Source organism: Streptomyces sp. NRRL B-24572, assembly GCF_002156145.1.
In the GTDB taxonomy this organism is placed as follows: Bacteria; Actinomycetota; Actinomycetes; order Streptomycetales; family Streptomycetaceae; genus Streptomyces; species Streptomyces vietnamensis.
The window spans coordinates 1-17233 of record NZ_MWIG01000155.1; the positions used below are offsets into that span (position 1 = coordinate 1).

The 17233-nt window shown below is 72.8% G+C and carries 19 protein-coding genes; 14 read left to right on the forward strand and 5 right to left on the reverse strand.

What is annotated here, in order from left to right:
* Positions 1–333 (forward strand): ATP-binding cassette domain-containing protein (locus tag CCN56_RS09870; RefSeq protein WP_143664480.1); only part of this gene is annotated, 333 nt, incomplete at its 5' end.
* A 9-nt stretch (positions 334–342) separates the two neighbouring features.
* On the opposite strand, the gene CCN56_RS09875 is transcribed toward CCN56_RS09870, so the two are convergent.
* Positions 343–765, reverse strand: coding sequence for a DUF6223 family protein (locus tag CCN56_RS09875; RefSeq protein ID WP_086825594.1), 423 nt, complete (start codon positions 763–765; stop codon positions 343–345).
* 186 nt (positions 766–951) lie between these two features.
* A complete protein-coding gene (locus CCN56_RS09880; RefSeq protein WP_086825596.1) occupies positions 952–1758 on the reverse strand; it encodes an IclR family transcriptional regulator in 807 nt (268 codons plus the stop codon).
* Positions 1759–2086: 328 nt separating this feature from the next.
* Between CCN56_RS09880 and allB the strand changes: the two genes are divergently transcribed.
* Both allB and alc read left to right on the forward strand, forming a co-directional pair.
* A complete protein-coding gene (gene allB, locus CCN56_RS09885) occupies positions 2087–3421 on the forward strand; it encodes an allantoinase AllB (RefSeq protein ID WP_086825598.1) in 1335 nt (444 codons plus the stop codon).
* Position 3422: 1 nt separating this feature from the next.
* Positions 3423–4538, forward strand: coding sequence for an allantoicase (gene alc / locus CCN56_RS09890; RefSeq protein WP_086825599.1), 1116 nt, complete (start codon positions 3423–3425; stop codon positions 4536–4538).
* A 123-nt stretch (positions 4539–4661) separates the two neighbouring features.
* Here alc and CCN56_RS09895 read toward each other — a convergent pair whose 3' ends face one another.
* A complete protein-coding gene (locus CCN56_RS09895) occupies positions 4662–5402 on the reverse strand; it encodes an SDR family NAD(P)-dependent oxidoreductase (protein WP_086825601.1) in 741 nt (246 codons plus the stop codon).
* 166 nt (positions 5403–5568) lie between these two features.
* On the opposite strand from CCN56_RS09895, the gene CCN56_RS09900 reads away from it, so the two are divergent.
* The 3 genes from CCN56_RS09900 (at position 5569) to CCN56_RS09910 (ending at position 7596) form a co-directional block, all read left to right on the forward strand.
* Positions 5569–6177 (forward strand): dihydrofolate reductase family protein, encoded by a 609-nt coding sequence (locus CCN56_RS09900; protein ID WP_086825603.1) that lies wholly within the window; start codon positions 5569–5571, stop codon positions 6175–6177.
* A 115-nt stretch (positions 6178–6292) separates the two neighbouring features.
* Entirely contained in the window at positions 6293–7222 is a 930-nt protein-coding gene (locus tag CCN56_RS09905; protein ID WP_086825605.1) for a DMT family transporter, read from the forward strand.
* 11 nt (positions 7223–7233) lie between these two features.
* Positions 7234–7596, forward strand: a complete 363-nt coding sequence (locus CCN56_RS09910) for a hypothetical protein (protein WP_086825607.1) — start codon at positions 7234–7236, stop codon at positions 7594–7596.
* Positions 7597–7601: 5 nt separating this feature from the next.
* Here CCN56_RS09910 and CCN56_RS09915 read toward each other — a convergent pair whose 3' ends face one another.
* The gene (locus tag CCN56_RS09915; RefSeq protein ID WP_086825609.1) at positions 7602–7823 is read right to left on the reverse strand and encodes a hypothetical protein; all 222 of its coding nucleotides are present in this window, start codon (positions 7821–7823) and stop codon (positions 7602–7604) included.
* Between the two features lie 146 nt (positions 7824–7969).
* On the opposite strand from CCN56_RS09915, the gene CCN56_RS09920 reads away from it, so the two are divergent.
* The 3 genes from CCN56_RS09920 (at position 7970) to CCN56_RS09930 (ending at position 11187) form a co-directional block, all read left to right on the forward strand.
* Positions 7970–9181, forward strand: coding sequence for a histidine kinase (locus tag CCN56_RS09920; RefSeq protein WP_086825610.1), 1212 nt, complete (start codon positions 7970–7972; stop codon positions 9179–9181).
* A 135-nt stretch (positions 9182–9316) separates the two neighbouring features.
* On the forward strand, positions 9317–9991 hold the full coding sequence (locus CCN56_RS09925) for a response regulator transcription factor (RefSeq protein WP_086825612.1): 675 nt from the start codon (positions 9317–9319) through the stop codon (positions 9989–9991).
* A 17-nt stretch (positions 9992–10008) separates the two neighbouring features.
* A complete protein-coding gene (locus tag CCN56_RS09930; RefSeq protein WP_086825614.1) occupies positions 10009–11187 on the forward strand; it encodes a cytochrome P450 in 1179 nt (392 codons plus the stop codon).
* On the opposite strand, the gene CCN56_RS09935 is transcribed toward CCN56_RS09930, so the two are convergent.
* Positions 11150–12181, reverse strand: coding sequence for a Gfo/Idh/MocA family oxidoreductase (locus CCN56_RS09935; RefSeq protein WP_086825615.1), 1032 nt, complete (start codon positions 12179–12181; stop codon positions 11150–11152). The genes CCN56_RS09930 and CCN56_RS09935 overlap by 38 nt on opposite strands.
* Positions 12182–12334: 153 nt before the next feature.
* Between CCN56_RS09935 and CCN56_RS09940 the strand changes: the two genes are divergently transcribed.
* From CCN56_RS09940 to CCN56_RS09960, 5 genes are all read left to right on the forward strand, one after another.
* Positions 12335–13054 carry a GntR family transcriptional regulator gene (locus CCN56_RS09940; RefSeq protein WP_086825617.1) on the forward strand — a complete coding sequence of 240 codons (720 nt, stop codon included), beginning with the start codon at positions 12335–12337 and terminating at the stop codon, positions 13052–13054.
* Between the two features lie 88 nt (positions 13055–13142).
* A complete protein-coding gene (locus CCN56_RS09945) occupies positions 13143–14162 on the forward strand; it encodes a sugar ABC transporter substrate-binding protein (protein WP_086825619.1) in 1020 nt (339 codons plus the stop codon).
* Positions 14159–15214: an ABC transporter permease gene (locus tag CCN56_RS09950; protein WP_086825621.1), complete on the forward strand. Its 1056-nt coding sequence runs from the start codon at positions 14159–14161 to the stop codon at positions 15212–15214. Before CCN56_RS09945 ends, CCN56_RS09950 begins: the two co-directional genes overlap by 4 nt.
* Positions 15211–15996 (forward strand): ATP-binding cassette domain-containing protein, encoded by a 786-nt coding sequence (locus CCN56_RS09955; protein WP_086825623.1) that lies wholly within the window; start codon positions 15211–15213, stop codon positions 15994–15996. Before CCN56_RS09950 ends, CCN56_RS09955 begins: the two co-directional genes overlap by 4 nt.
* Before the next feature lie 37 nt (positions 15997–16033).
* Complete coding sequence (locus CCN56_RS09960) at positions 16034–17182, forward strand: ROK family glucokinase (RefSeq protein ID WP_306300595.1); 1149 nt, start codon at positions 16034–16036, stop codon at positions 17180–17182.
* The last annotated feature ends 51 nt before the right edge of the window (positions 17183–17233 follow it).

Consider the following 17233-nt stretch of genomic DNA (forward strand, 5'->3'; position numbering starts at 1 on the left):
TCCGTACGCGACCGGGCACTTGACCTCCTCGGCGCGGTGGGCCTCGCGGACCAGGCGCACCGGCGGCCGCACCAGCTGTCGGGCGGCCAGCGGCAGCGCGTGAACATCGCGCGGGCGCTGATGAACGAGCCGTCCGTGCTCCTGGTCGACGAGCCGACGAGCGCCCTGGACCACGAGCGGGGGGCGGCGGTGATGGACCTCCTGGCCACGCTGACGGCGGAGCGGGGGACGGCGACGGTCCTCGTCACCCACGACCGTACGCACCTGGCCCGTACGGACCACACGGTGACGGTGCAGGACGGGCGGCTCGCGGAGGCGCCGGTACGGGCCTGAGCCCTCGCGTCAGCCGGACCGGCGGGACCGGGCCCGCCATCCGAGGGTGAGGGCGACCAGGCCCACGAGGACGGCGACACAGGCGCCGCCGAGCCCGTTGCCGGTGCCGAGGCCGCCGTCGGCGGTGGCCGCGACCGCCCCGCCGGCGGCCACGGCGATCAGCCCGGCGGCGAGAGCGGTGACGGCCCCGTTCCGGCGGGCCCAGGTGCGGAGGTGGCCCCGGCCCGTCGCACGGGACAGGGCGAGGCCGCCGTTGACCACCCCGAGGAGGCCGACGAGCGCCGCCGAGGAGGAGGTGACGCGGCCGACGCTCAGGGTGTAGACGCTCGCGGCGACCGGCTGGACGGCGGGGTCGGCGGCCGCCGGGACGGCGAGCGCGAGACCGCCGGCCAGGACGGCTCCGGTCACGGCGAGCACGGTGCGGACGGACATGAGGTGCTCCTTCTCCTCACGGGAACGGGACCACCCGAGGATGTCCGCCGGACCCGCCGCCCGTCGTCCCGCGGTCGTGGTCACTTCACGCTGCCGCGGACGCGGCAGGAACGCCCCGAGCTACCGCGTCCGCGGTAGTCGGCGACTCCTCCGCGAGCGGGATCCGCCCCGGACCGTACGCGGCCCTTAGCCCTGGTGGTTGCCCGAGGTGTTCGCCAGGGCCGCCGACAGCTCGCGGGCCACTTCCTGGAGGATCGGGACGATCTTCTCCGTGGCCGCCTCGGTGACCCGGCCCGCCGGGCCCGAGATGGAGATGGCCGCCGCGGTGGGGGAGTCCGGTACGGAGACCGCGAGGCAGCGGACTCCTATCTCCTGCTCGTTGTCGTCGACCGCGTACCCCGTCTCGCGGACCGCGACGAGCGCGTCGAGGAAGCCGTCCGGGGTGGTGATGGTCTTCTCGGTCGCGGCCGGCATGCCGGTGCGGGCGAGCAGCGCGCGCACCTCCTCCGCCGGGGTGTACGCGAGGAGCGCCTTGCCGACGCCGGTCGAGTGCGGCAGGACGCGGCGGCCGACCTCGGTGAACATGCGCATCGAGTGCTTGGACGGCACCTGCGCCACGTACACGATCTCGTCGCCGTCGAGCAGCGCCATGTTCGCGGTCTCGCCGGTCTCCTCGACGAGCCGCGCCAGGTAGGGGCGGGCCCAGGTGCCGAGGAGGCGGGAGGCGGACTCGCCGAGCCGGATGAGCCGGGGGCCGAGCGCGTACCGGCGGTTGGGCTGCTGGCGCACGTAGCCGCAGGCGACGAGGGTGCGCATCAGGCGGTGGATGGTGGGGAGCGGAAGTCCGCTGCTGGCGGAGAGCTCGCTCAGCCCGACCTCGCCCCCGGCGTCGGCCATCCGCTCCAGGAGGTCGAAGGCGCGCTCAAGGGACTGGACGCCCCCGCTCGCGGCGGGTTTGGCGGCGTCGGTGGTGCTGGCGCTGGACGTCGGCACGTCAACGGTCCTTTCGGGGCAGGCGGGCGAGGCAGCAGCCTACCGGGCCGCCGGGCGGGGCACACGGTCCCGGTCCCGGCGTCAGCGCCGGTCAGGGGGTGTTTGTCCGGTGTCGGCGGCGGCCCGCGGCAGTCCGGGTCTTGCTCGCATGTGCGGAGCTACGTTCTACTGTACGGAATTTACGTTCCACTTTGTGGAAACATCTAGGTCTGCTTCGCCGACGGCCGATGCTGGAAGTGTGCCCTTGACGACCCGTCGCCCGGAAGTGAAGACTCCTTTTCAACAGTTCGTTGAAATTCCCGTTGAAGTGCATGAAGAAGGGGTACGGGTGGACGTCAACCTGGTCCTGCGTTCGACACGCGTCATCACCCCCGAGGGGACGCGTCCGGCGTCGATCGCCGTCTCCGGCGGGACGATCGCGGGCGTGCTGCCCTACGACGCCGAGGTACCGGCCGGCGCCCGCCTCGAGGACGTCGGCGACGACGTCGTCCTGCCCGGACTGGTCGACACCCACGTGCACGTGAACGACCCCGGCCGCACCGAGTGGGAGGGGTTCTGGACCGCCACCCGCGCCGCCGCGGCCGGCGGCATCACCACCCTGCTCGACATGCCGCTGAACTCGCTGCCGCCGACCACCACGGTGGAGCACCTGCGCGTCAAGCAGGACGTGGCCCGCACCAAGGCCCACATCGACGTCGGCTTCTGGGGCGGCGCGCTGCCCGACAACGTCAAGGACCTGCGCCCGCTGCACGACGCCGGCGTGTTCGGCTTCAAGTGCTTCCTGTCCCCCTCCGGGGTGGAGGAGTTCCCCGAGCTCGACCAGGAGCAGCTGGCGACCTCGCTGGCGGAGATCGCCGGTTTCGACGGCCTGATGATCGTGCACGCCGAGGACCCCCACCACCTGGCGGCCGCCCCGCAGCGCTCCGGCAGCGCGTACGCCGACTTCCTGGCCTCCCGCCCCAGGGACGCGGAGAACACGGCGATCGAGAACCTGATCAACCAGGCCCGCCGGCTCGGCGCCCGCGTCCACGTGCTGCACCTGTCCTCCTCCGACGCGCTGCCGGCGCTCGCGGCGGCGAAGGCGGAGGGCGTGAAGATCACGGTGGAGTCCTGTCCGCACTTCCTGACCCTGACCGCGGAGGAGATCCCGGACGGGGCGACGGAGTTCAAGTGCTGCCCGCCCATCCGCGAGGCGTCGAACCAGGACGCCCTGTGGCAGGGGCTCGCGGACGGCACGATCGACTGCATCGTCTCCGACCACTCGCCCTCCACCGCCGACCTGAAGACGGGCGACTTCGCCTCCGCGTGGGGCGGCATCTCCTCCCTGCAGCTGGGCCTGCCGGCGATCTGGACCGAGGCCCGGCGCCGCGGCCACACCCTGGAGGACGTGGTCCGCTGGATGTCGGCGGGCCCGGCCCGGCTGGCGGGGCTGTCCCGCAAGGGCGCGATCGAGGCCGGCCGGGACGCCGACTTCGCGGTCCTGGACCCGGACGCCACCTTCACCGTCGACCCGGCCGACCTGCAGCACCGCAACCGGATCACCGCCTACGCCGGCAAGACCCTCGACGGCGTCGTCACCTCCACCTGGCTGCGCGGCGAGAAGATCGCCGACCACGGCACCCTCACCGAGCCCACCGGCCGCCTCCTCGAAAGGAACAACTGACGTGTCGTCCATACCCAGCTTCACCGGTGACGCCAGCCCCTACGGCGGCGGCGACCCGTACGCCGACTACCGGACGGCCGACTTCCCCTTCACCCAGTACGCGGACCTCGCGGACCGGCGTCTGGGCGCGGGCGTCATCGCGGCCAACGACGAGTTCTTCGCCGAGCGCGAGAACCTGCTGAAGCCCGAGGCCGCCGAGTTCGACCCCGAGCACTTCGGCCACAAGGGCAAGATCATGGACGGCTGGGAGACCCGCCGCCGCCGTGGCGTCTCCGCTCAGCAGCCGCACCCCACCGAGGACGACCACGACTGGGCCCTCGTACGCCTCGGCGCCCCCGGCGTCGTCCGCGGCATCGTCGTCGACACCGCCCACTTCCGCGGCAACTACCCGCAGGCCGTCTCCGTCGAGGCCGCCTCCGTGCCCGGCTCGCCCTCGCCCGAGGAGCTCCTCGCCGACGACGTGAAGTGGACGACGCTCGTCCCGCGCACCGCGGTCGGCGGCCACGCCGCCAACGGCTTCGCCGTCGACGTCGAGCAGCGCTTCACGCACCTGCGCGTCAACCAGCACCCGGACGGCGGCATCGCCCGCCTCCGCGTCTACGGCGAAGTCGCCCCCGACCCGGCGTGGCTGGGCGTCCTCGGCACCTTCGACCTCGCCGCCCTGGAGAACGGCGGCCGGGTCGAGGACGCCTCGGACCGCTTCTACTCCCCGGCCACCAACACCATCCAGCCGGGCCGCTCCCGCAAGATGGACGACGGCTGGGAGACCCGCCGCCGCCGCGACAAGGGCAACGACTGGATCCGCTACGGCCTGGTCGCCGAGTCCGAGATCCGCGCCGTCGAGATCGACACCGCCTACCTCAAGGGCAACAGCGCCGGCTGGGCCGCCCTCTCCGTCGCCGCCGAGGGCTCGGAGGAGTGGACCGAGATCCTGCCCCGGACCCGCCTCCAGCCCGACACCAACCACCGGTTCGTGCTCGACGCCCCGGCGGTCGGCTCCCGCGTCCGCATCGACATCTACCCGGACGGCGGCATCTCCCGCCTCCGTCTCTTCGGCTCCCTCACGGAGGCCGGTACGGCGCGGCTGACCGCCCGCCACCAGGAGCTCGGCGGCTAGCGGGCTCCCCCTGAACTGGGCGGGTACGACACCCCGCCCGGCCCGCGAGGGCGCACCGACCCGACAGCACCGGTGCGCCCTCGCGCCTCCCCTTTTCACAGGGTCACGCGGCTTTTCACGGGGTCACGCGGCGTGCCCGCCGTCCACCGAGAACTCGGCGCCCGTCACGTACCGCCCGCCGGGCCCCGCCAGGAAGGCGACCATCGCCGCCACCTCGTCCGGGGTGCCGAAGCGGCCGAGCGCCGTCATGGCCGCCTGCCCCTCCGCGTACGGCCCGTCCGCCGGGTTCATGTCGGTGTCGACGGGACCGGGGTGGACGATGTTCGCCGTGATGCCGCGCCCGCCCAGCTCCCGCGCGAGCGCCTTCGTCAGGCCGATCAGCGCCGCCTTGCTCATCGTGTAGAGGGTCCCGCCGGGGCCCGGCACCCGCTGGGTCATGCAGGTGCCGATCGTGACGATCCTGCCGCCCTCGGAGAAGCGCGCGGCCGCCGCCTGCGAGGCGAGGAAGGCCGCCCGGACGTTCACCGAGAGGACCCGGTCCACGTCCGCGAGGGAGAGCGACTCCAGCGGACCGAGGACGCCCGCGCCGACGTTGTTCACCAGCACGTCGAGACGCCCCAGCGCGTCCGCCGCCCACTCCACCGCACCCGCCGCGTCCCCGGCGTCGGCCGCGTCGGCCCGCAGGGGCAGCGCCCTGCGGCCGGCCGCCTCGATCCGCGCCGCGACCTCCTTGGCCCGGCCCTCGTCCTGGACGTAGGTGAAGGCCACGTCGGCGCCCTCCCGGGCCAGCCGCACCGCCGTCGCCGCGCCGATCCCCCGGCTGCCGCCCGTCACCAGGACCGCCGTGCCGTTCATCGTGGACATCCCGAAACCTCCGTGAGTGACACCAACTGGTTGCGGGTTCAATGAAAGTCGGCGGGGCGCCCGGACGCTGGCGGGAATCGGACTCCGACTCACCGATGACTTCCGCCGGGCGGTGGAGTCGGAAGGGGTGAGACACGATGGTCCGGAGAAAGAAAGGGCATCCACCATGGCCACCCTCAGCCTCACCCAGTTCCTCACCCTCGACGGCGTCATCCAGGCCCCCGGAGGGCCCGAGGAGGACCCCAGCGGCGGCTTCGAGTACGGCGGCTGGTCCGTGCCGTTCGGCGACGAGGACTTCGGGCGGCGCATCACCGAGATCTTCGCCCGGCCGACCGCCTTCCTCCTCGGCCGCCGCACCTACGACATCTTCTCGGGCTACTGGCCCAAGCACGACGACCCCGCCGACCCCGTCGCCTCCAAGCTCAACCACCTCCCCAAGTACGTCGCCACGACCACCCTCGCCTCCGCCGACTGGGAGAACACCACCCTCCTTCGCGGTGACGTCGTCAAGGAGGTCGCCGCCCTCAAGGACCGCCTCGACGGCGAGATCCAGATGCACGGCAGCGCCGGCCTCGCCCGCACGCTCCTCGACCACGACCTGATCGACACCCTCCACCTGCACGTCTTCCCCGTGGTCCTGGGCACCGGCCGCCGCCTCTTCACCGACGGGGTCCGCCCCAGCACCTTCCGCCTCACCGACGCGCGCACCACCGGCACGGGCGTCGCCCTCCACACGTACGAGCTGGCCGGCCGCCCCACCTACGGCAGCTACTGATCCGTACCGCAGGAACGGTGTAGCCACCACGGGTCCACCCCGGTTACGGTGATCCCTCCGAGTGCGAGCCGTCGAAGTCTCCACCCCGCTTCAAGAGTTGGAGAACCGGCCCGCGATGTCCGCTTCGATCGCCGCACCCGTGTCCCTCGGCGCGCCCCGCCGCGCCTGGCTCACCGACCTGCCCGTCCTTCTCGTCGCCGTCGTCTGGGGCGCCAGCTACCTCGCGGCCAAGGGCATCACCACCGGCCACACCGTCATCGCGGTCCTCGTGCTGCGGTTCGCCGTGGTGCTGCCCGTCCTCGCCGCCGCGGGGTGGCGCAGGCTCCGGGCCCTGAACGCGGCCCAGTGGCGCGGCGCCGCGACCCTCGGACTGATCCTCAGCGGGATCTTCCTCCTGGAGACGTACGGCGTCGTCCACACCTCCGCCACCAACGCGGGCCTGATCATCAGCCTCACCATGATCTTCACCCCGCTCGCCGAGGCCGCCGTCACCCGGGTCCTCCCTTCCCGCGGCTTCCTCGCCGCCGCCGCGCTCTCCGTCGCCGGCGTCGTCCTGCTGACCCAGGGCGGGGGTTTCACCACCCCCTCCCTCGGCGATCTCCTCATGCTGCTCGCCGCCCTCGCCCGTACCGTCCACGTCCTGGCCATGTCCCGGATCAAGGCGGTCCGCTCGGCCGACTCGCTCTCCCTCACCACCGTCCAGCTCGGCTCCGCCGTCGCCGTGTTCGCCGTCATCGCCGCCCTCCCCGGCACCGGCGCCTCGCCCTGGGCCGTGGCCCTCGACTTCGGCCCGCGCGAGTGGGCCGGGCTCCTCTTCCTCTCCGTCTTCTGCACGCTCTTCGCCTTCTTCGTCCAGATGTGGGCCGTCCGCCGCACCTCCCCCTCCCGGGTCAGCCTCCTCCTCGGCACGGAGCCGCTCTGGGCCGCCGCCGCGGGCATCGCCCTCGCCGGCGACCGCCCCGGCGCCCTCGGCCTCGCGGGCGCGATCCTCGTTCTCGCGGGCACCAGTTGGGGCCGTCGCACGGCCGACCAGGACGCGGGGTAGGTTCTTCGGCCATGCGCTCACTGCCGTACGACATCGACTTCCGCGCCCGGGCACGCCGCACCCAGGCATGGGGACTCGGGCTCCTCGCCGTGGCCGTGCTCTTGTGGATCTGGCTCGCGGTACTCCTCTTCACGCCCTACCAGAGCGGCGAGTACAGCCGGGAGTGCACCTCCCGGTTCACCAGCGAGTACCTCCACGACAACGACAGCCGCTGCGTCGAGGAGCGAGACTGGCCCGAACTCCTCGCCGTCCTCGGCGCGTCCGTGCCCGTGGCCGTCATCGGCGGCGTCCTCTACACCAGCGGCTCCGTCTCCCACCGCATGGCCGAGCACCTGGCCGAGGTCACCCGCCTCAACGAGGCGAGCACTTCCTGACCGCGTCAGTCCTTCGCTATTCGGCTCGCCCCCATCGCCAGCGCCAGGCCGACGACCGCGACGACGACGTTCGTGAACAGCTCCCGGCCCTCAAGGAACCCCACGTTCTCCGTGAGGAACCGGGTCAGACCCATGAAATGGAACCAGCCGCCGGTCACCTCGCGGATCACCCCTGCCACGCCGACCACGAGCAGGAGCACCCCGAGGCCCTCGAGAAACTTCTTCATGATCCGATCATGGAGCCGAGGGCCGGCCGGCCGCGTCCGCCGCTCGTCTACGGCGGCCGATACCAAAGTATCGACCTGCGCGACTCCAGTAGCAGGACGGCCCGTACGGCCGGTGGACCGGGCCTGACCTGCGTACATTTGCGGACATGACTCGCACGGACCGGCAGCGCTGGCTGCTCCCCTCCCACCTGGTCGAACCGGGCGGGAGCGGGGCCGCCCGGCCCCGCCGTACCGTCCGCGACTGGATCGTGGACACCTCGCTGTTCCTGCTCGCGGCCCTCGTCGGCCTCCTCGCCGCCGACACCAGCGCGCAGTACAACAGCGAGACCGTCACCCTCCTCGACCAGCTGGCCGGCGCCGCCGCCTGCTGCGCCCTGTGGACGCGCCGCCGCTGGCCGGTCGGGCTCGCGGTCGCCCTGTCCGTGGTGAACGTCCTCGCCCCGGTCGCCGCGGGGGCCCTCCTCGCGAGCCTGTTCAGCGTCGCCGTGCGCCGGCCCTTCCGCGAGGTCGGCTGGATCGTGGCGTTCGCCGTCGCCACCTCCACCGTCCAGGTCTTCGTCCGCCCCGACCCCACCACGAACGTCGGGCTCTCCATCGCCCTCGGCTTCGTCCTCATCCTGCTCGTCACCGCCTGGGGCATGCTCGTACGCTCCCGGCGCCAGCTCGTCGAAGCCCTCAGGGAACGGGCCCGCCGCGCCGAGGCCGAGGCCGAGCTGCGCGCCGCCCAGGCCCAGCGGCTCGCCCGCGAGGCCATCGCCCGCGAGATGCACGACGTGCTCGCCCACCGCCTCACCCTGCTCAGCGTGCACGCCGGAGCCCTGGAGTTCCGGCCGGACGCCCCGCCCGAGCAGATCGCCCGCGCCGCCGGAGTCATCCGGGACAGCGCCCACGAAGCCCTCCAGGACCTCCGCGAGATCATCGGCGTCCTGCGCGCGCCCGGCGAGAACGGCGACGGCGAGCGGCCCCAGCCCACCCTCGCCACCCTCGACTCGCTGGTCGAGGAGTCCCGCGAGGCCGGTACGGAGGTCGTCCTCGACACCACGGTCGACGATCCGGCCGCCGTGCCCGCCGCCACCGGCCGTACGGTCTACCGCATCGCGCAGGAGGGCCTCACGAACGCCCGGAAGCACGCCCCCGGCACGAAGGTCACCGTCACCGTCCGGGGCCGTCCCGGCGAAGGCCTCACCGTCGACGTTCACAACCCGGCTCCCGCGGGCCCGGTCCCGCACGTCCCCGGCTCCGGCCAGGGCCTCATCGGCCTCACCGAACGTGCCGCCCTCGCCGGCGGCCGGATGGAACACGGCCCCGCCCCCGACGGCGGATTCGCCCTGCACGCCTGGCTGCCGTGGCCGGCGTGACCGTCCGGCCGTTCCCGTCGTGCGCGTGGTTTCCGTGGCCGGCATGACCGTCCGGCCGATCCCGCCGTACGCGCGGCTTGCGCGGCCCCATGACCGTCCGGCCGATTCCGCCGTGCGCGCGGCTACCGTGGCCCCATGACCATCCGGCTCCTCGTCGTCGACGACGACCCCCTGGTCCGCGCGGGCCTCACCCTCATGCTCGGCGGCGCCGACGACATCGAGATCGTCGGCGAGGGCGCCGACGGCCGCGAAGTGCCCGAACTCGTCGCCCGGCACGCCCCGGACGTCGTCCTCATGGACATCCGCATGCCCCACGTCGACGGACTCACCGCCACCGAACGCCTCCGCGCCCTCCCCGGCGCCCCCGAGGTCGTCGTCCTCACCACCTTCCACGCCGACGAGCAGGTGCTGCGCGCCCTGCGGGCCGGCGCCGCCGGCTTCGTCCTCAAGGACACCCCGCCCGCCGAGATCGTCGCCGCCGTCCGCCGGGTCGCCGCGGGCGACCCCGTCCTCTCCCCGGCCGTCACCCGCCAGCTCATGACCCACGTCGTGGAACGGCAGCCGGAACAGCCCCGGCGCGCCACGGCCGCCACCCGCCTCGCCGAACTCGCCGACCGCGAGCGGGAGGTGGCCGTCGCCGTCGGGCACGGCCGGTCCAACGCCGAGATCGCCGCCGAGCTGTACATGGGCGTCCCCACGGTCAAGGCCCACGTCTCCCGGATCCTCGCCAAGCTCGGCCTCAACAACCGTGTCCAGATCGCGCTCCTCGTCCATGACGCGGGCCTCATCGACACGGAGGAAAGCGGCTAGTCGGATAGTCTTCATCGATGTCCGTCATCGAACTGGGGGAGTACGGCGCGGACTTCACCGCGAACCCGTACCCCTACTACGCCAAGCTCCGTGAAGCAGGTCCCGTCCACGAGGTACGGATGCCCGACGGCTACCAGTTCTGGCTGGTCGTCGGTCACGAGGAAGGGCGCGCGGCGCTCACCGATCCCCGGCTCGCCAAGTCCCCTTCCGTCATCGGCGTCCGGCCGCCGGAGGAGGACATCATCGGCGTCCACCTCCTCGCCGCGGACGCCCCCGACCACACCCGGCTGCGCCGCCTGGTCACGGCGGAGTTCACCGGCCGCCGGGTCGAGAGCCTGCGCCCCCGCATCGAGCGGCTCACCCACGAACTCGCCGACGCCATGGAACCGGCCGGCCGCGCCGACCTCGTCGACGCCTACGCGTTCCCGCTGCCGATCACCGTCATCTGCGAGCTGCTCGGCGTCCCCGCCGAGGACCGCGAGACGTTCCGCGGCTGGTCGAACGAGCTCGTCAACCCGACCGGCGAGCGCGGCATCCTCGACGCCCTGGAGGGCTTCGGCGGCTACCTCGACGAACTCATCGAGGACAAGCGGGCCGCAGGACCCGCCGACGACCTGCTCTCCGGCCTGATCGCCGCCCGCGCCGAGGACGGCGACCGGCTCTCCGGACCCGAACTCCGCGCCATGGCCTACCTGCTGCTCATCGCGGGCCACGAGACCACCGTCAACCTGATCTCCAACACCGTCCGCAACCTGCTCACCCACCCCGAGCAGCTCGCCGTCCTGCGCGCCGACCCGAGCCTCCTCGACGGGGCGATCGAGGAGTCCCTGCGGTACGACGGGCCGGTGGAGACCGGCACCTTCCGCTTCACCGCGGAGCCCGTCACCATCGGCGACACCGTCATCCCGGCGGGGCAGACCGTCCTGGTGGCGATCGGCGCGCTCGACCGGGACCCGGCCCGCTTCCCCGAGCCCGACCGCTTCGACATCCGCCGCGACACCAGGGGCCACCTCGCCTTCGGCCACGGCATCCACCACTGCCTGGGCGCCCCGCTCGCCCGCCTGGAGGGCAGGATCGCCCTCCGGACGCTCCTGGACCGCTTCCCCCGGCTCGAACTCGACCCCGAGGCCGAGCCCTGGGAGTGGCTGCAGGGCCTCCTCATGCGCGGCGTCCGGCACCTCCCGGTCCGGTGGTGACCCGGGCCTGGAGCGTCACCGGCCGCCGCTCCCGCCGCGAGCGTTCGCACGCCTCGGCGATCCGGAGCGCCGCCAGGGCCTCCCGGCCGTCGCAGGGATTGGGCGCCTCGCCGCGCACCAGGCGCACGAAGGCGTCCAGCTCCGCCTCGTACGCGGGGGCGAACCGCTCGAGGAAGCCGGGCCACGGCTTCCCGGGTGCGGGCGGGCCCTGCGGCTCCACCGAGGCGAGCGGGGACCGGTCGTCCAGGCCCACCACGATCTGGTCCCGCTCGCCCGCCAGCTCCATGCGGACGTCGTACCCGGCGCCGTTGCACCGGGTCGCGGTCGCCGTCGCCAGCGTGCCGTCGTCCAGGGTGAGCACGGCCGCCGCCGTGTCCACGTCGCCCGCCTCCCGGAACATGGCCGGGCCCGCGTCCGAGCCCGTCGCGTACACCTCGACGACCTCCCGCCCCGTCACCCAGCGGACGATGTCGAAGTCGTGCACGAGGCAGTCGCGGAAGAGACCGCCGGAGAGCGGCAGGTACGTGGCGGGCGGCGGCTCCGGGTCGGAGGTGACCGCCCGTACGGTGTGCAGCCGGCCGAGCCGCCCCGACCGCACGGCCTCCCGCGCGGCCAGGTACCCCGCGTCGAAGCGGCGCATGAACCCCAGCTGGAGCACCGTGCCGGCCTCCGCCACCGCGTCGAGCGCGGCGAGGGTCCCCGGCACGTCCAGGGCGATCGGCTTCTCGCAGAAGGCGGGCAGGCCCGCCCCGGCGGCGCGGGCGATCAGTTCCGCGTGCGCGGCCGTCGCCGAGGCGATCACCACGGCGTCCAGGGCGTGCCCGAGCAGCGCGTCCACGTCCGGCGCCGCCTCCGCCCCGAGCGCCCCCGCCACGCCGGCCGCCCGGACGGCGTCCGCGTCCGCCACCACCAGCGACTCGACCTCCGGGTGCCGGGCCAGCACACCCGCGTGGAAGCTCCCGATCCGTCCCGTACCGATCAGTCCGATGCGCATGGCCCCACCGTGGAGGCGGGCGGCCCGACTGTCAAGGATTTGTCAGGACATCCGGACGTCACGACTTCCCGTCATGAGCTTCCTGTCCTCAGCGCCCCGGGCTACGCTCCCCCCGTGTCCAAGCAGTCCGGATCCCCCCTGCCCCCGCTCTCCGTGGACCGCACCAGTCCGGTCCCGCTCTACTTCCAGCTCGCCCGGCAGCTGGAGAGCGCCGTGGAGAACGGGACGCTGACCCCGGGCACGCTCCTCGGCAACGAGATCGACCTCGCCACCCGTCTGGGCCTCTCCCGGCCCACCGTCCGCCAGGCCATCCAGACCCTCGTCGACAAGGGCCTCCTGGTCCGCCGCCGGGGCGTCGGCACCCAGGTCGTGCACAGCAGGGTGCGCCGCCCGATGGAGCTCAGCAGCCTGTACGACGACCTCGCCGCCGCCGGGCAGCGCCCCGCCACCCGGGTCCTGGTCAACCGCCTCGAACCCGCCGCGGGACCGGTCGCGGCCGCCCTCGGCGTACCGGAGGGCACCGAGGTGCGCTACCTCGAACGGCTCCGTACCGCGCACGGCGAGCCCATGGCGTACCTCTGCAACCACCTCCCCGCCGGGATCGTCGAGCCCGACACCGAACAGCTGGAGACCACCGGCCTCTACCGCATGCTCCGCTCCGCCGCGCTCACCCTGCACAGCGCCCGGCAGGCCGTCGGCGCCCGCGCCGCCACCGCCGAGGAGGCCGCGCTCCTCGACGAACCGGAGGGCGCGCCGCTGCTCACCATGGAGCGCGTCACCTTCGACGACACCGGACGCGCCGTCGAGTACGGCTCCCACCTCTACCGGGCGACCCGCTACTCCTTCGAGTTCCAGCTGATGGTCCGTCCTTAGCCACTCGAGGGGGCCCCTGACCAGTGCCAAGACCCGCATGACCGATACTGCAATGCACGCAGAAGGACACAAAGGAGGGCACGGTCTCGTGACCAGGCTTCGGACAGGAGGGGTACGCGCCGCAGTCGGCGCCGTCCTCGCCCTCGCACTCACCGCGGCGCTCGCCGGGTGCAGCAGCACCGGCGGAAAGCGGGCGGAGGACGCCCGGAAGGCCGCCGAGGCCCAGGGCAGGGCGGCCGTCGACACCCCCCGGTGGACCTTCGCCATGGTGACCCACTCGGGCGACGGCGACACCTTCTGGGACATCGTCCAGAAGGGCGCCAAGCAGGCCGCCGCCAAGGACAACATCAACTTCCTGTACGCCCACAACGACGAGGCCCAGCAGCAGGCGCAGCTGATCGACTCGTACGTCGCCAAGGGCGTCGACGGACTGATCGTCACCCTCGCCAAGCCCGACGCCATGAAGGCCGCCGTCGAGAAGGCCGTCAAGGCCGGCATCCCGGTGATCACCGTGAACTCGGGCGCCGAGCAGTCCAAGGCCTACGGGGCGCTCACCCACATCGGCCAGGACGAGACCGTCGCCGGCGAGGCCGTCGGCGAGGAGCTCGACAAGCGCGGCAAGAAGAAGGCCCTGTGCGTCCTGCACGAGCAGGGCAACGTCGGCCACGAGCAGCGCTGCGCCGGCGTGAAGAAGACCTTCGGCGGCGAGCTCGTGAACCTGTACGTCGACGGCACCAACATGCCCGACGTCAAGGCCTCCATCGAGGCCAAGCTCCAGTCCGACAAGGATGTCGACGCCGTCGTCACCCTCGGCGCCCCCTTCGCCGACACCGCCGTCCAGGCCGCGAAGAGCGCCGGCAGCAAGGCCGAGGTCGACACCTTCGACCTCAACGCCAAGGTCGCCACCGCCCTGGAGGCCGGCACCCTCGGCTTCGCCGTCGACCAGCAGCCCTACCTCCAGGGCTACGAGGCCGTCGACCTGCTCTGGCTCTACCGCTACAACGCCGACGTCCTCGGCGGCGGCAAGCCGGTCCTGACCGGCCCCCAGATCATCACCAAGGACCAGGCCGCCGCGCTGAAGCAGTACGCGGATCGGGGCACCCGATGAGCTCCACCGCCCCGCCCCCGGACGGTGTCGACCACGTCGACGAACGACTCCTCCGCACCACCCCGCTGAAGAAGCTGCTCGCCCGCCCCGAGCTCGGCTCGGTCGTCGGCGCGATCGCCGTCTTCGCCTTCTTCGCGGTGGTCGCCGACAGCTTCCTCAAGCCCTCCAGCCTCGGCACCGTCCTCTACGCGGCCTCCACCATCGGCATCATGGCCGTCCCGGTCGCCCTGCTGATGATCGGCGGCGAGTTCGACCTCTCCGCCGGTGTCCTGGTCACCAGCTCCGCGCTGGTCTCCTCGATGTTCAGCTACCAGATGACGGCGAACGTCTGGGTCGGCGTCGGCGTCTCGCTGCTCGTCACCCTCGCGATCGGCGCCTTCAACGGCTTCATGCTGACCCGCACCAAGCTGCCCAGCTTCATCATCACGCTCGGCACCTTCCTCATGCTGACCGGCCTGAACCTGGGCCTCACCAAGCTGATCAGCGGCACCGTCTCCACCAAGAGCATCGCCGACATGGAGGGCTTCCCCTCCGCCAAGAAGCTCTTCGCCTCGGAGTGGACGATCGGCGGCGTCGAGTTCAAGGTCACCATCCTGTGGTGGCTCGCCCTCGTCGCGCTCGCCACCTGGATCCTGCTCCGCACCCGCTTCGGCAACTGGATCTTCGCCGTCGGCGGCGGCGCCGACGCGGCCCGCGCGGTCGGCGTCCCCGTCTACCGCACGAAGATCGGCCTCTACATGGGCGTGGCCTTCTGCGCCTGGATCTCCGGCCAGCACCTGCTCTTCTCCTTCGACGTCGTCCAGTCGGGCGAAGGCGTCGGCAACGAGCTGATCTACATCATCGCGGCCGTCATCGGCGGCTGCCTGATCACCGGCGGATACGGCTCGGCCATCGGCTCGGCGGTCGGCGCCCTCATCTTCGGCATGACCAGCAAGGGCATCGTGTACGCCGAGTGGAACCCGGACTGGTTCAAGTTCTTCCTGGGCGCGATGCTGCTCCTCGCGACCCTTCTGAACGCCTGGATCCGCAAGCGCGTGGAGGCCACGAAATGACCACTCCGCTGGTGGAGCTGGCCGACGTCAGCAAGTACTACGGCAACATCCGCGCCCTCGAAGGGGTCTCCCTCGAGGTCCGCGCGGGCGAGATCTCCTGCGTCCTCGGCGACAACGGCGCCGGCAAGTCCACCCTCATCAAGATCGTCGCCGGCCTCCACCGGCACGACGCCGGAACCTTCCGCATCGAGGGCGAGGAGGTCACCCTCGCCAACCCGCGCGACGCCCTCGACCGGGGCATCGCCACCGTCTACCAGGACCTCGCCGTCGTCCCCCTCATGCCGGTCTGGCGGAACTTCTTCCTCGGCTCCGAGCCCACGAAGGGCAAGGGCCCCTTCAAGCGCCTCGACGTCGAGCGGATGCGGACGACGACCCGCGAGGCGCTGCTCCGCATGGGCATCGACCTGCGTGACGTCGACCAGCCCATCGGCACCCTCTCCGGCGGCGAGCGCCAGTGCGTGGCCATCGCCCGCGCCGTCCACTTCGGCGCCAAGGTCCTCGTCCTCGACGAGCCGACCGCCGCGCTCGGCGTCAAGCAGTCCGGCGTCGTCCTGAAGTACGTCGCCGCCGCCCGTGACGAGGGCCTCGGCGTGGTCCTCATCACGCACAACCCGCACCACGCCTACCTCGTCGGCGACCGTTTCGTCCTCCTCAAGCGGGGCGCGATGGCGGCGAGCCACACCAAGGACTCCGTCACCCTCGACGAGTTGACCCGGCAGATGGCGGGCGGCAGCGAGCTGGAGGACCTGCGCCACGAGCTGGAGCGGCCGACCGGCACGTAACGGCCCCTTGACACCCCACCTGGCAGAATCGGAGCCGATGAGTACCTACCGTGACCTCGCCCACCGGGGATCCGCCCGCGGGACCGTGCTGCGCACCGTCGGGACCCGGGAGCGGCGCTCCCACCTGACGGCGCCCCGGGTGCCGACCGTCGGCATCGACATCGGCGGTACGAAGGTGATGGCCGGCGTCGTCGACGCCGACGGCAACATCCTGGAGAAGCTCCGCACGGAGACCCCGGACAAGTCGAAGAGCCCCAAGGTCGTCGAGGACACCATCGTCGAACTCGTCCTGGACCTCTCCGACCGGCACGACGTGCACGCCGTCGGCATCGGCGCGGCCGGCTGGGTCGACGCCGACCGGGCCCGGGTACTCTTCGCCCCGCACCTCGCCTGGCGCAACGAACCCCTCCGCGACGCCCTCCAGGGCCGCCTCGCCGTCCCCGTCATGGTCGACAACGACGCCAACACCGCCGCCTGGGCCGAGTGGCGCTTCGGCGCCGGACGCGGCGAGGACCACCTCGTCATGATCACCCTCGGCACCGGCATCGGCGGCGCCATCCTGGAGGACGGCCAGGTCAAGCGGGGCAAGTTCGGGGTCGCCGGAGAGTTCGGCCACATGCAGGTCGTCCCCGGCGGCCACCGCTGCCCCTGCGGCAACCGCGGCTGCTGGGAGCAGTACAGCTCGGGGAACGCGCTGGTCCGCGAGGCCCGCGAGCTGGCCGCCGCCGACTCCCCGGTCGCGTACGAGATCATCGAGCGGGTCAAGGGGAACGTCCCCGACATCACCGGCCCCCTCATCACCGAGCTCGCCCGCGAGGGCGACGCCATGTGCGTCGAGCTGTTCCAGGACATCGGCCAGTGGCTCGGCGTCGGCATCGCCAACCTCGCCGCCGCCCTCGATCCCTCCTGCTTCGTCATCGGCGGTGGCGTCTCCGCCGCCGACGACCTGCTCATCGGCCCCGCGAGGGACGCCTTCCGCCGCCACCTCACCGGCCGCGGCTACCGTCCCGAGGCCCGCATCGTCCGCGCCCAGCTCGGCCCCGAGGCCGGGATGGTCGGCGCCGGTTGGCGCGGCGGAAGCGGCGGGCGACGAGCCGGGCGAGGTCGGCGGCGCCGACCATCCCGGCCTCGGGGCCGAGCTGGGCGCGGACGATGCGGGCCTCGGGACGGTAGCCGCGGCCGGTGAGGTGGCGGCGGAAGGCGTCCCTCGCGGGGCCGATGAGCAGGTCGTCGGCGG

Bases quoted from the DNA above. Each gene is read 5' to 3' on its own strand.
- CCN56_RS09875 (WP_086825594.1), bottom strand. From the start codon at position 765: ATGTCCGTCCGCACCGTGCTCGCCGTGACCGGAGCCGTCCTGGCCGGC.
- CCN56_RS09895 (WP_086825601.1), bottom strand. From the start codon at position 5,402: ATGTCCACGATGAACGGCACGGCGGTCCTGGTGACGGGCGGCAGCCGG.
- CCN56_RS09900 (WP_086825603.1), top strand. From the start codon at position 5,569: ATGGCCACCCTCAGCCTCACCCAGTTCCTCACCCTCGACGGCGTCATC.
- CCN56_RS09905 (WP_086825605.1), top strand. From the start codon at position 6,293: ATGTCCGCTTCGATCGCCGCACCCGTGTCCCTCGGCGCGCCCCGCCGC.
- CCN56_RS09910 (WP_086825607.1), top strand. From the start codon at position 7,234: ATGCGCTCACTGCCGTACGACATCGACTTCCGCGCCCGGGCACGCCGC.
- CCN56_RS09915 (WP_086825609.1), bottom strand. From the start codon at position 7,823: ATGAAGAAGTTTCTCGAGGGCCTCGGGGTGCTCCTGCTCGTGGTCGGC.
- CCN56_RS09920 (WP_086825610.1), top strand. From the start codon at position 7,970: ATGACTCGCACGGACCGGCAGCGCTGGCTGCTCCCCTCCCACCTGGTC.
- CCN56_RS09925 (WP_086825612.1), top strand. From the start codon at position 9,317: ATGACCATCCGGCTCCTCGTCGTCGACGACGACCCCCTGGTCCGCGCG.
- CCN56_RS09930 (WP_086825614.1), top strand. From the start codon at position 10,009: ATGTCCGTCATCGAACTGGGGGAGTACGGCGCGGACTTCACCGCGAAC.
- CCN56_RS09935 (WP_086825615.1), bottom strand. From the start codon at position 12,181: ATGCGCATCGGACTGATCGGTACGGGACGGATCGGGAGCTTCCACGCG.
- CCN56_RS09950 (WP_086825621.1), top strand. From the start codon at position 14,159: ATGAGCTCCACCGCCCCGCCCCCGGACGGTGTCGACCACGTCGACGAA.
- CCN56_RS09955 (WP_086825623.1), top strand. From the start codon at position 15,211: ATGACCACTCCGCTGGTGGAGCTGGCCGACGTCAGCAAGTACTACGGC.
- CCN56_RS09960 (WP_306300595.1), top strand. From the start codon at position 16,034: ATGAGTACCTACCGTGACCTCGCCCACCGGGGATCCGCCCGCGGGACC.